The following is a 12,152-nucleotide window of genomic DNA, read 5'->3' on the forward strand; positions in this document are numbered from 1 at the left end:
CCGTCGGAAAAACCGCGCATCGCGCGGTTTTTCCGCCTTCGGTCCAGGCCGTGCCTGGTCCGGGGTGCAGGGGGCGGACAGCCCCCTGCTGGGGTGCGGGGCAACGCCCCGCGGCGCATCACCTACGGCGGCGGCGTGCCACGGACAGACCGAGTGCGACGCTGAGGAGCCCGAGTGCGGCTGTGGTCTCGCTGCTGCTCGACACGGCGCAGCTTGCGCTGCTGGCGCTCCCGTTGCCTTTGCCGTCGCCGAGGTTGTTCCACCAGCCGCCGCCGTTTGGGTCACCGGGGATTTCTGAGCCTGGATCGCAGGGCGGGTACTCGGGGCACGTGGGCGGCGTGCCGATGGCCTTCGTGGCTTGGAAGAAGTTTGAGACGGGCACCTGCTCCGTTGCCGCGCCGAGTGCGAGATCCTTGTTCAGGGAGGCTCGTGCGAGCTCCGTGTTGATGCGCGTCAGCCAGAGCTCGTTCTCGTTGATCCCGCCGAACATCTTTTCGAGGTCGGCTTGGAGCTCCTCGTTTGCGGTCACGTATCCGTCGCTTGGATCGCCGTAGCCGCTCTGATCCGGCAGGAAGCTCACGAGCTGTTCGAGCCGGCCGCGGATGTCCCACGACGACGTCGGCTGCGCGTACTGGTTCAGCCAGTTCGAATTGTTTGCGGCCTTGAAGGCGTCGTCCTTCAGCGTCGCGTAGTTCGAATTGACCTCGTCCCAGTTCCACACGATGTCGGCCGCGTTGATCTCGAACGACGAGAAGTTCTTCGTTTCGTAGCGACCCTCGGCGAAGACCCAGAGCGTCATCGGGGCGACTGCGCCTGTGCCCGCGGCGACCATGCGTAGGGGCAGCGTGTTGCTCGCGCCGAGCGTGGTGATGCGTACGGGACGCATCGAGCTCACGCCCTGGCCGGGGACGAGCTTCAGTGCGAGGAAGTCGAAGCCCTCGCCGACGTAGGCGTCGATGATCGGACCGACGTCGGCGCTGATGTTGTAGCCGTTCGTCGTGAGCCAGTCCTTCAGGGCGTTCGGGTCCGACGACGCGAGTTGCACGGTTTCGTAGGGGCCGACGACCTCCTGCGAGATCACGTCGACGCCGCCGCCGGCCGAGTCGCCGCCTGCGCCGCCGGCACCACCTACCGAGCCGCTTCCTTCCCATCCGCCCCAGCAGGAGGGCGGCGGCGGGCAGTTCAAGGGAGGTGCCGCGACGGACGTCGCCGTGCGCTCACTGAGGACTGCGAAGACTGCGTCCGAGGACAAACCGACCTCGACCTGGCCTTTGATGGGCAGGATCCAGGCGAACGACGTGGGCTCGCCGGAGTATTCGATCTGGTCCCAGAGGGTCGTCGAGGTTTGCGAGACCGAAAAGATCATCCGGTGGCCGGTGACTTGCGTCGACTCGTCCTGCGGCGGGACGCAGCCGCCGCAGGCGGCGGCGTCGTGGGTGTTGGTCACGACGGCGGTGACGAGCGGGAGCGAAAGGAAGAGAGCGTGGATGAGCTTCATGCTTGGCAACCTCCGGGCAGCGAAGCTGCCGGAAGGCATGCCGCGTGCCTCTCCGATTCTTCGGCCGTTTCATGATCCCGGAGTCTGCGCTGCGGCTCTTTCGGGCACATCGGGGCACACGTTGACACGATTGCACGGAGGTTCTCGGCGACGCGCCTTCGTGGTAGGGAGGGGCCCGAACGAGGAGCGAGATTGTCATGCGCGAACCTTTGGATCCCGTGCTCCGACCGATCGACGTTTTCGCGGGCGCCCGTGACGCGTCGCGCCCCGAGGATCGCCTGCGCGAGGTCCGAAAACGCGCGGCGCGCCTGCGCGAAGAGCTGCTCTCGGCGCCGCCGGTGCCTTGTTATCGATCCCGCGGGCTCGTGCGTGTCCCCTATCCGACGCGGTATGCGCTGCGCGATGCCTTCCGCGGCCCGACGCCGTTCGTGCACATCCTGAACCGCGTCTTCCTCGTGCAATTCGAGGCCGAAGGCAGGCTCCGCACCCTGCTCGCCTCGCCCTCCGACATCCGCGCCAATGCCGAGACGCCGTTCTTCAAGCGCCTCGGCGGCATGTTCGGCCCCTTCAAGGACCTCGGCCAGCGCCTCATCGCGCCCGAGCTCGGCACCGTGGAATCGTGCCTCGCCGAGGCGGGGCTCTTGCCCGAGGACATCGATTACATCACGTACGATCACCTGCACACGCAGGACGTGCGCCGCTGGCTCGGCGCGCACGAGCGTCCCGGCTACTTTCCACGCGCAAAACTCCTCGTCATGCGCCAGGAATGGGAGAGCACGCTCGCGCTCGCGCCGCCGCAGCGCGACTGGTATTGCCCGGACGGGATCGACGGTGTCGATTCCTCGCGGATCGTCCTGCTCGACGGCGACACGAAGCTCGGCGAGAGCGTCGTGCTCATGGCGACGCCCGGCCATACCGAGGGCAACCATTCGATCGTGGTGCGGACGAGCGAGGGGATCTTCGTGACGAGCGAGAACGGCGTCGGCCCCGACGCGTATGCCCCGCGCGCTTCGCGGATCCCGGGACTCCGCCGATACGCCGAGGACACCGGGATGGAGGTCGTGCTCAACGGCAACACGCTCGAGCGCGGGCTCGACCAGTACATCTCGATGGTGCAGGAGAAAGAGGTCGCGGGTGCGTCCCGGCAAAACCCGGATTTCCCGGCGATGGTCAGCTCCTCGGAGCTCAGCGCCTACGCTCTGTTCCCCGGCGTCACGCCGACGTTCTCGTTCGGCGATCTCACGCTGGGCAAACCCGCGCGCCCCGCGCGCGACAACACCAAAACCCGCGCCACCGGCGCGGCTCTTTCGGCCTAGGAGGCGACAATGGCCGTCCTGGTCTTGACCGGCGCCGCGAGTGGGATCGGCGCGCACATGACGGGGGTTTTTGCGCGTCGCGGGGACACGGTCATCGCGACGGACGTGAACCTCGCCGCCCTGGAGAAACGCGCGGCGGAGGGCGCGTGGGGGACGAACGTTCGTCTCGTCAAACTGGACGTGCGCGAGGCCGCGGATTGGGAAGCGGCGCTCGATCGGGCCGAGCACGAGGGCTCTGGGCTCGACGTCGTCATGAACATCGCGGGCGTGCTCAAGCCCGGCTGGGTCCCGGATCTCGCGGCCGCCGACGTGGATTTCCACCTCGACGTGAACGTGAAAGGCACGGTGCTCGGCACGCGCGCGGCCGCGGCGCGGATGATCGCGCGGGGACGGGGCGGGCACATCGTGAACATCGGCTCGCTCGCGTCGCTCGCGCCCGTGCCGGGGCTCTCCCTTTATGCGGCGTCGAAATTCGCCGTGCGGGGATTCACGCTCGCCGCCGCGATGGAGCTCGCCCGCCACGCCATCGCCGTGACGCTCGTCATGCCCGACGCCGTGCAGACGCCGATGCTCGATTTGCAGGTCGATCACGAGGAGGCCGCGATGACCTTCTCCGGCCCGCGCCCGCTCACCGTCGAGGACGTCGAGCACGCGCTCGTGAACGAGGTGTTACCGAAGCGCCCGCTCGAAATCACCTTGCCGCTCGGCCGAGGCATTCTGGCGCGCACGGCGAACACGGCGCCGGCCGCTTCGCGCTGGCTCGAGCCGCTCCTCACGAAAAAGGGACGAAAGGCCCAGGAACGAATCAAGCAGGGGCGCTAGTCCAGCCCGGCACCTTCGCCCGCGGCGCCCGCTCCGCGCGCCAGAGGTCCCGGGCGAGCCAGGCGAGCACGCGTGGATTGTGCCGCACTTCCGTGAAATGGTACGGCAATCGGCCCTCGCCGAACGGCACGTACACGCGCACCGGTACGCCGAACGTGCGCGCCTCCCGCAATGCCGGCCCGAACGGCAAGCCGAGCAGCAATTCGAGCTCGCACGGCGTCCCGTTCGAGACGAGCCGCTGGAGCGCCTGTCGCACGAGCGGCGCGTCGTGCGAGGCCACCCCCACGTGCCGCGCCCTGCCCGCGAGCGCGTCGATCACCGCGAGAAAACCTGCCCGCGGATCGAGCTCGGGCGCCGCCGGATCCGGCACCTGCCCTTTCACCACGCGCACGGGCACGTTCCGCCGGATCGCCCAGGCCGCGTCCCGCACGCTCCGCGAAAAACGTCCGGGCAAGGTGAATCCGATCGTCGTCCCCCCGCCCATGACGCTCTCCGCGAGCGCCCGCGTCTTCTCCACGGCCTCGGGCCGCTGCGCGTCGAAATGCACCCGCGCGGACGAGAGCGTTGCGCGCGTCACGATCTCCCTGACGAGATCCCGCGAAAACCCGAGCGCGGGGGCCTTGATCGCGAGGTAATGGTCTCCGTCCGCCTCCGCGAAGGACTCGAGTGTGGCGAGCGCGCGGTTCGCCACGATCCGCGGGGACGTGTTCTCGCCGTTCCAGAAACAAACGACGACGCCCATGCCCGCGTCCCAGAATTGCCGGCTGAGCGTGAGGGCGTCGGTGATCCGCGGCCCGGCGACGTAGGCGCGTCCGGCGCGCTTCGCGATCGGCTCCCATGCCGCGAGCGCGGCCTGCTTCAGACCTCGGATCGTGTCATCCATCGAAATTGCCTCCTCAATGTCCGGAGCACGCGCGCGGCAGCCTGGCTCGACAGCGCGGACGCGCTCGCGAGGCTCACCGGATACGCACCGAGCGAAACCGTGGCGCGCTCCTCGTTCGTCCAGGGCTTGATCCACGGCGCGACGCCGCCGAGAAATTCGTACGTCGAGAGCCCCTGCTCGGCCGCGCGGCGCAGGCTCTCGCGGAGGAGCAGAATGCCCGGCGAGGCCTGTCGAAACGCCTCGTCATAGCCGATCTTGAGCAGCCAGTAGCGTCCGGCGTGCTCGACCGCGAGCTGCATCGCCGCGGCGAGGCCGCCGATACGAAGGAACGCGACGCGCAGGATCCCGCGGCGCGCGGCGGCGAGGGCGTACGTCCGGAAAAACGTGCCGATGACCAGATCGGACGACATTGCCGTGCCCTCGCGGCCCTTCCAGCAGGCGGCTTCGACACGGAAAGCCTCGTCGAGCACGCCTTCCGCTTCCTCGGGCGCGGGCGAGAGGAACGAATACGAGAGCTTGCCCTGGCGCTCGGCGTGCCGCTCGGCGCGGCGCAGATCCTGGCGCCGACGGGGCGAGAGGTGGCGCTCGGGCTCGCTCCACGAGGTATCGAGCGGGACGAATGGGCAAGGCTTCGCGGGCCCGACGCGGACGACGCCGCGGCGGCGGTAGGCCTCGCGCAGGGCCGGAATCGTGGGTGAGGTCGCGAGCACGCGCGGCAGGTGCACCGGATGCCGGTCGCGGGCGAGCGCCTGGCAAAGCGCCCGGAGCGACCCGGGGCCGCCGCGGGACAGATCGACGGGCTCGCCGAGCTCGATCGCCCCGGCGGGCAGGAGCGAAGGCGAAAGGCCCCCGTGATGGACGAGCGCCGCAATCGAGGGGGATTCGAGCGGCGACGTCGCGACGAGGACCCGCAATCGATCCCCCGCGCCGCTCGCCGAGAGCCAGCTCTCCGTCCAGAGGCTTTGCTGCATCGGGGTGTCCTGCAGCGCATCGAGCGCGGCCCAGGTCTCTCCTATCTGTGACAGCGCCGAAGCCCCGGCGAGTCGCTGGGTGGAGAGCGCCGCGCGGCGCATTTCGTCCGCGCTCGTGGAAGGCTTCGGCCGCAGCTCGAGCTCTTGCATTCCGTTTCCCCCCGCGGCTCCAGTGCCGTCCTCGGAGCTTGGTCCGCCCCCCCGGACCCCGCCACCTCACATGGCCCGTGAAAACCCATGCAAAGCGCGCCCGGAATGGCGGGTATCCGCGTCGAGCGCTCCCTTCGGATAACGAGGTTTTTCCCTGTGCCGGCGGGATCGCGCCCGGGGCATTCGTGGTCCTCGCGCGCACTCTCCAGGTTCTTCGGCCACTCCTTTGCATACGAGATCCAGCGCGCGCGCTCCGGGCATTTCTTTCCCACCCGGCCACGCGCCCTCGGCATAACGCCGCGCACCTACCCTACCCGCGCGGCCCGACCCATTCGAAAAGGAGTCCACCCCCGTGAACACGATGCTTCGGAGCACGCTGTGGCTCCTCCTCGCCCCGCTCGCGCTCGTCACAACGGACGCCGTGGCCGGAGAGGAGGCCAGCGTCGAGGTCGTCGGAGAGCCCGTCGCCCGGTGCACGGGCGAAAACGCGGTCGTCTCGCTCCGCCTGCGCAACAAGAGCGGCGAGACCGTGACAGCGCGTGCGAGCGCCGCGGTGATCGTCGCGTGCAGGGCCGAGGACAGCGAAGGAAAGGCGGACGAAAAGCGTGGCGATACTCTCGAAGTCGAGGAGCGAATCCCCGACAACGGAGGCAGATCCGTCACCTACACGCTCGTGCTGGAGGGGCGGAAGGGCTGCAACGCGGAGGAGCGCGTGGCCGCGATCGATTACGAGTCGGTGAAGCTCGAAATCGCCGGAGAAGTCACGGCCTTGCGCATGGAAGGGTGCAAGGGCTCCCGTTAATCGGTCGGCTCCATGGGCGGCCCGCTGATCTCCTCGGTCGGGGGCACCCACGTCTCGGGGTTCGGGCCGTCCTCCAGCGTGGTCCCCTCGGAATACGTCGGGCCGCCGGGATACGACCCCGCGCCGCCCTCGTCTCCCAAAGGCCCGCGCGAAACCGGCTCGCCGCCCCGCACGCCGGGCACGCTCTCTTGCGTCCGAGGCTGCCCGGCCCCGGCGTCACCCCGATCAAAAGGCCAGGGTTGCTCCTTCGCCATGATGCCCTCCAGGGCTTCCCCATGGGGCCGGCGCGGACGAAACGAAAGCCGTCCGCCCCATAGGAACGTCAAGCCCGTTACGGAGGCGCGGCCCGCGGACCCGAGCCGCCGGGCGAGAGCGCGCCCAGCACGGCCCGGAGCCCCTCGATGACCTCGGCCGAGGGCTGCCCCTCCCCGACCCGATACCCGCCCACGGGTTTACCGTTCGTTTCACCCAGCCAAACCCAGGCGCGCTCCCCCGACGGCGCCTCGAACCCGAGCTCGGCGCGCCGCCCTTCCGACAAGACGCGCACGTCCTTCCACGCGAGGGCGCCGAACGGCGCGCGCCGCCGCAAGAGCTGCGTCCGCGCTGCCACGGATCGCACGAGCGGCAGCGCCGCGTCCTCCCCGATCGGATGCACGAACGTGACGTGCCCGGACAACCTCTCTCCGATCGCGAGGATGCCCGCCCGCGACGCCGCCCGATCCGCCGGCGCGGCGACGATCCCCACGGAAAACCAGTCTGTTGCCGCGATCCCCTCGCCTTCCGACCGTGGCCTCAGCGTGACCACGAGGCTCTCCTCGCCTTCGAGCCGCACCTCGACCGCCCGCTCGCCGAGCTCCGTGAGGGTGACGCGGGAAAACGGATTTGGCGGGACGAACCCGGCGAACGCCTGCGCGACGAGCGCCCGCGCGTGCACCGAAAAGAGTTTTCGACTGGGATCGGCCTCGACGAGGCGCTCGGGCGTCACGGGGACGAACTCCTCGTCGCCGTACATCTCCCGGTACGTTTCGAAAACGCCATTGCAACGCGCGTCGAAGACGCACGTCGCGCAGCCCGCGGGCTTCGACTTGTCCCGCCGCTTGACGAGGTATTTGTCCCAGGGCTTGCTGAGCGTCTTCTCGCCGTCGACGGCGATCGTCATCGTCTTTTCGCCGTCGTGATGAATGAACGGCGCGAGGTGCGGCGCGACGCAATACGGGAGGTTTCCGATGTTGACGTCGAACCCCTCGGGGAAGCCCGAAACCATACGTTCCAGCGGGCCGACGAGGCTCCGGTAACGCGGGATCATCGCCGCGAACTCCGCCTCCGTGCGCACGCCCGCGTCGAGCGGCCGCACCATGTCGAGGTGGAGCTGCGAGACCCCGAGTGGCAGGAGCAGATCCGGGAACGCGTCCACGGATTCGTGGTTCGACTGGACGACACACATGTTCACGGTGAGCCGCTGCCCCCGCGCCCGCACGTGATGCATCGACTGCACAATGCGGGCGAACGACCCATCTTTGCGCGTCGTGCGCTCGTGCGCCTCCTCGGTCGCGCCCTGGATCGAGAAGCGGAACGTGAAATTCCCGCCGGTCGCGAGGATCTCGTCCACGAACGCGGCGCGAGCGGTCTTCACGCCGTTCGTGAAGATCACGATCTCCTCGAAGCCGAGCGCGACGCTCTCGCGCACCACGTCGAGGAACGCAGGCTGCAGCGTGGGCTCGCCGCCGAGCAGCGTGATCTTCCTGTGCCCGGCCGCGCGCGCGGCCCGGATCTGCTCGAGGATCGGCGCGAGCGGGAGCGGCCTCGCGCGGCCAAGCGCCGTCTCCTGGCCGCTGACGCAGAACACGCAACGGTTGTTGCACATATGGCCGAGTTGTATTTCGATCAACGCTCGGGGCTCCGGATCGCCTTCGGCGCCCTGCGCCCCGAACCCCCGCTGCGTCTTCGGCTCCATCGGCCGGGAGATCATACAACAAAACGACACCCCGCCACACACGCGACGTGCAGGCGGGGCCATGAGGGTCGTCCTTGGACGACGGAGAGCTGCTTCTCTAAGCCGCCTTCCTCTCCCAGACCCGCATGTTGAGCTGATCCTTGATCCATGCGAGGTGACGCTGCTCGTCCGAGAAGTTCCTCTCGAGGAGCGAGCGCACCTCCGTCGGCAGGTCGGCCACGTTGAGCGCCGCCTCGTAAGTGCGGTTCGTCAGCTCCTCATTCCCCCGCATCGCGAGCAGCGCGCTGTGATCGCCCTGGGCCGTGATGGCCGTGAAGCCCTCGATCAGGAACCCGGCCCAGGACGTCTCCACTTCGGGCTCGCCGCCGCAGGCCCGTACCTGCTGCGAGAGATCCCGAATGTGCTGCTGATGGTCTTTCTGGAACCGGTCCAGGTTGCTCCGGATGTCCTCCATCGTGCAGGCGTCGATCGCCTGCTTGTACGCATGCACCGCGTCCACGTCGAGCTTGATCAGTTTGTTCAGCTTATCAACCACTTCGCGGTTATCCATGGAAAACTGCCTCCTCGGGGCCCTTCCAGGCTCGGCATGTCCATGGGGGACGAATGTGCGCGACGTCGAGCCCCGTCGCGGGAACCTTTCGCCCGCAACGTGCAGAGTCTGCTCGCCGGACAAACCCATTCGGTCCCGGACGAAACCTCGCAAGCTTCTTGCAAGCGAGGGGGATCGGACGGCGACCCTGCGGCGCCCGATCCGTGAGCCCATCGCGGAGGAACCGAACGGGGAGGATTATCGTGGCACTCGACCTCACGAAGGAAAAAGGCGTGGCCCTCGACGCCCAGGAAGATTTCACCTGGCGCGACATGGTGCGCGAGCCGATCAGCAAGCTGAACGACGACGCGTTCACGCGCCTGCGTATCATCCTCATGAATGGCATCGAGATGGAGGCGAACCGCTTCCAGCACATGTTCGCCCGCATGAACCACCCGATGCGCGCCGAGCTCGCGAAGGTGCGGCGCATCGAGACGCACCAGCAGGTGCTCGTGAACTGGCTCCTGCCGGCGGATCAATCGCCGCTCGAGACCACGATCGCCTACGAGCAGGTCGCCATCGAGGTGACCGCGAGCCTCGCGCTGCTCGAGCCCGATCCGTACATCGCGCAGGTGCTCCGCTTCGGGCTCCTCGAAGATTTCGATCACCTGTATCGATACTCGGCGCTCATGGACCGCATGGAGGGCAAGGACGCGAACGCCATTCTGCAATCGTACACCGACGTCATGCCGGGCCGGCCCACGGTGGTCGAGCACCGGCATCCGCTCGACGATCTGCGCGAGCACTACGATCGCACCACGGCCTCGCCGATCACGAAACTCGTGTCGTTGACGATCATGTCGGGCGAGCAGCAGACGCAGAACTACTACCAGAACATCGGGCCGCTCTTCGCAGACCCGGCGGCGCGCCTGCTCTACGCGGAGATCGCGCACATCGAGGAGCAACACGTCACGCAATACGAGGCGATCATCGACCCACACGAGACGTGGATGGAGAAATGGCTCCTGCACGAGTGTACGGAGGTCTGGAACTACCTCGCGTGCATGGAACAGGAGTCGAATGCGCGGCTCAAGGCCATCTGGGAGCGCATGGTGGCCTACGAGCTCGGCCACCTGAACCACGTGATGGATCTCTTCCGGCGCGTGGAAAATCGCGATCCGTTCGAGATCATCCCGACGAGCCTGCCGGAGCGCATCAAGTACATGAGCCACCGCGATTACGTGCGGCAGGTGTTGAAGAACGAGGTGCACCTGCGCAGCGTGGGGACCCAGTTCGTCCCGGTGGCAGAGGTGCCTCCGGATGCGCCCTCGATCGCCTACAACCGGCAGATCAATTCTGATGGTTCGCCCAGCCAAACCGTGGCGGCGGGCTACGTCTACACCCCCGGAAGCGAGCTCGTGAAGCAGGCGGCCTGAAAAGAGCTCAAAGGAGGAAACGATGAAAGAGCCGACCGACATGGGGATGAATCGGACGGGGATCGGGACGAGCCCGATCGATTCGAAGGAGCTCATCGAGGCCGCCGAGGCCACGGTGCCGAGCAGCGAGGGCGACGCGTCGGGGATCGCGAGCCTGCGGATCTCGTACACCAGCGAGTCCGGCATCGTGGGCACGATGCCGCCGCCGTCGAGCGTGAAGGGCGCGGTGAAATCGGTGCTCGAAGGCCTCACGGCCAAGAACCCGGCCGTGTTCCTGGACAAACTCGCCGAGCGCCTGCAATTCGAGCGGACCGGGACACGCATGTACCAGAGCGTGCTCGCGAAGTTCGACGCGCTCGGGAGCTACGACGGCGGGCCGACGCGCGAGACGCTCCTCGAGTTCCACGACGAAGAGCTCAGGCACTTCCACGTGCTCCGGAGCGCCCTCGAGAGCATGGGCGCGGATCCGACGGCGCTCACGCCCTCGGCGGACATCGCGGCGGTGGAGGCGTCGGGCCTCTTGCAGGTCCTCAATGATCCGCGCACGACGCTGCCGCAGACATTGCACGCGATCCTCGTGGCCGAGCTCGCCGACAGCGAGGGCTGGGACATGCTGATCGAGCTCGCGACGAGCCTGGGGCACGAGGCGATGGCGGACGATTTCCGCGACGCGATGCGCGCCGAGGAAAAACACCTCGCGCACGTGCGGCAATGGGTCGCGAACCACGCGATGCAGGACGCGGAAGGGAAGTTGCAACAGGCAGCCTGATCAAGAACGCCGATCAGAACGGGAGCGGGGGCGTCGTCACGAAAAAGGCCGGCGAGAGCTGGCCCGGAGGGATGTCCCCCCGCCCCGGATCTTTTTCGGTCGTGAGGGCATACGCCGCGCCGCCGGCCGCGCCGCCCGCGACGACCACGCCGATCGTGGTCCAGAACCACCAGCGCGCGTAAATGGGCGGCGGGCGCTGGAGGACGAGCGCGACCGTGCGCTCGCCGCCGGCCGTCACGATGACGCTGGTCTCGTAATCGACGTATTCGGGGTGCCTCGATGCGACCTTGTGCGTCCCCGGCTCGACGAGCGTCTCGAGCGGCGCTTGCCCCGCGTTCTTGCCGTCGACGAGGACCGTGACCCCGGTCTTCGGCGCGGTCACGAGGAGCTTGCCGACCCTGGCCTTGCTCTGGAGCTGGGCATCGAGGACGTACGCACCGGCACCCGGCAAATCGACGCGCGTGCGATAAGGGAAATACCCCTCGGCCTCGACGAGGACGTCGGCCGGACCGGCCTTGAGCACGAGGGGTTTGTCGAGGGGCGACATTCCCGCGACGACGTCGCGCACGAGGATCCGCGCCCCGTCGACGTTCACCTTCACGGTGAGCCGCGACAGACGTTTTTCGATGTTCGCGATGCGATCGTTCAGCCCCGGCACCTTGGCGAGGAGCTCGGCGGGCGCCTGCGCGCGGAATACCGTGAGTTTTTCGAGCGCCTCGGGCAGCCGGTCGAGCGCTTCGAGGGCCCGGCCCATGTTGTACAAAAGCGCCGGCTCCGGGTTCAGCGCGTACGCCTCGGTATAGGCCGCGAGCGCGTCGAGCGGCCGGAGCTTGTCCATGGCCTTGTCGCCCTCGGCCTTGCGCTCCTTGGCGCGCGCCACGAGCGCGGGATCCTGCCCGGCAGGCGCCTGCGGGGCTGCTTGCGGCGCGTCGGCGCGGGCAGACGGGGCGATCGTCGTGATTAGCGCGACGAGGAGGACGTGGGAAAGGCCAGCACGAAGGCGATTTCGGCTCATGGCGCGA

General features: G+C 68.2%; 12 protein-coding genes. 5 read left to right on the forward strand and 7 right to left on the reverse strand.

The window, feature by feature from the left end; genetic code table 11:
• Nucleotides 1-118 precede the first annotated feature (118 nt).
• Nucleotides 119-1,498, reverse strand: coding sequence for a DUF2330 domain-containing protein (locus tag KEG38_RS40565; protein WP_272425835.1), 1,380 nt, complete (start codon nt 1,496-1,498; stop codon nt 119-121).
• Between the two features lie 197 nt (nt 1,499-1,695).
• On the opposite strand from KEG38_RS40565, the gene KEG38_RS40570 reads away from it, so the two are divergent.
• Both KEG38_RS40570 and KEG38_RS40575 read left to right on the forward strand, forming a co-directional pair.
• A complete protein-coding gene (locus tag KEG38_RS40570; protein ID WP_272425836.1) occupies nt 1,696-2,814 on the forward strand; it encodes an MBL fold metallo-hydrolase in 1,119 nt (372 codons plus the stop codon).
• Nucleotides 2,815-2,823: 9 nt separating this feature from the next.
• On the forward strand, nt 2,824-3,636 hold the full coding sequence (locus KEG38_RS40575) for an SDR family oxidoreductase (RefSeq protein ID WP_272425837.1): 813 nt from the start codon (nt 2,824-2,826) through the stop codon (nt 3,634-3,636).
• Here the strand turns inward: KEG38_RS40575 and KEG38_RS40580 are convergent.
• Entirely contained in the window at nt 3,620-4,519 is a 900-nt protein-coding gene (locus KEG38_RS40580; RefSeq protein ID WP_272425838.1) for a hypothetical protein, read from the reverse strand. The genes KEG38_RS40575 and KEG38_RS40580 overlap by 17 nt on opposite strands.
• The gene (locus KEG38_RS40585; RefSeq protein WP_272425839.1) at nt 4,495-5,640 is read right to left on the reverse strand and encodes a GNAT family N-acetyltransferase; all 1,146 of its coding nucleotides are present in this window, start codon (nt 5,638-5,640) and stop codon (nt 4,495-4,497) included. Before KEG38_RS40585 ends, KEG38_RS40580 begins: the two co-directional genes overlap by 25 nt.
• A 352-nt stretch (nt 5,641-5,992) precedes the next feature.
• Between KEG38_RS40585 and KEG38_RS40590 the strand changes: the two genes are divergently transcribed.
• A complete protein-coding gene (locus KEG38_RS40590) occupies nt 5,993-6,442 on the forward strand; it encodes a hypothetical protein (protein WP_272425840.1) in 450 nt (149 codons plus the stop codon).
• On the opposite strand, the gene KEG38_RS40595 is transcribed toward KEG38_RS40590, so the two are convergent.
• From KEG38_RS40595 to KEG38_RS40605, 3 genes are all read right to left on the reverse strand, one after another.
• The gene (locus KEG38_RS40595; RefSeq protein WP_272425841.1) at nt 6,439-6,696 is read right to left on the reverse strand and encodes a hypothetical protein; all 258 of its coding nucleotides are present in this window, start codon (nt 6,694-6,696) and stop codon (nt 6,439-6,441) included. The two genes, KEG38_RS40590 and KEG38_RS40595, sit on opposite strands and share 4 nt — an antisense overlap.
• 77 nt (nt 6,697-6,773) lie before the next feature.
• Nucleotides 6,774-8,396: a radical SAM protein gene (locus KEG38_RS40600; RefSeq protein WP_272425842.1), complete on the reverse strand. Its 1,623-nt coding sequence runs from the start codon at nt 8,394-8,396 to the stop codon at nt 6,774-6,776.
• A gap of 97 nt (nt 8,397-8,493) precedes the next feature.
• Nucleotides 8,494-8,946 carry a PA2169 family four-helix-bundle protein gene (locus KEG38_RS40605; protein ID WP_272425843.1) on the reverse strand — a complete coding sequence of 151 codons (453 nt, stop codon included), beginning with the start codon at nt 8,944-8,946 and terminating at the stop codon, nt 8,494-8,496.
• Between the two features lie 242 nt (nt 8,947-9,188).
• Here KEG38_RS40605 and KEG38_RS40610 point away from each other — a divergent pair, with 242 nt between their 5' ends.
• Nucleotides 9,189-10,361, forward strand: a complete 1,173-nt coding sequence (locus KEG38_RS40610; protein WP_272425844.1) for a hypothetical protein — start codon at nt 9,189-9,191, stop codon at nt 10,359-10,361.
• Between the two features lie 22 nt (nt 10,362-10,383).
• Nucleotides 10,384-11,130: a ferritin-like domain-containing protein gene (locus KEG38_RS40615; protein WP_272425845.1), complete on the forward strand. Its 747-nt coding sequence runs from the start codon at nt 10,384-10,386 to the stop codon at nt 11,128-11,130.
• 13 nt (nt 11,131-11,143) lie between these two features.
• On the opposite strand, the gene KEG38_RS40620 is transcribed toward KEG38_RS40615, so the two are convergent.
• Nucleotides 11,144-12,145 carry a PEGA domain-containing protein gene (locus KEG38_RS40620; RefSeq protein WP_272425846.1) on the reverse strand — a complete coding sequence of 334 codons (1,002 nt, stop codon included), beginning with the start codon at nt 12,143-12,145 and terminating at the stop codon, nt 11,144-11,146.
• Between the last annotated feature and the right edge of the window lie 7 nt (nt 12,146-12,152).

Origin of the sequence: Polyangium jinanense, assembly GCF_028435265.1 — a bacterium.
Lineage (GTDB): Bacteria > Myxococcota_A > Polyangia > Polyangiales > Polyangiaceae > Polyangium > Polyangium jinanense.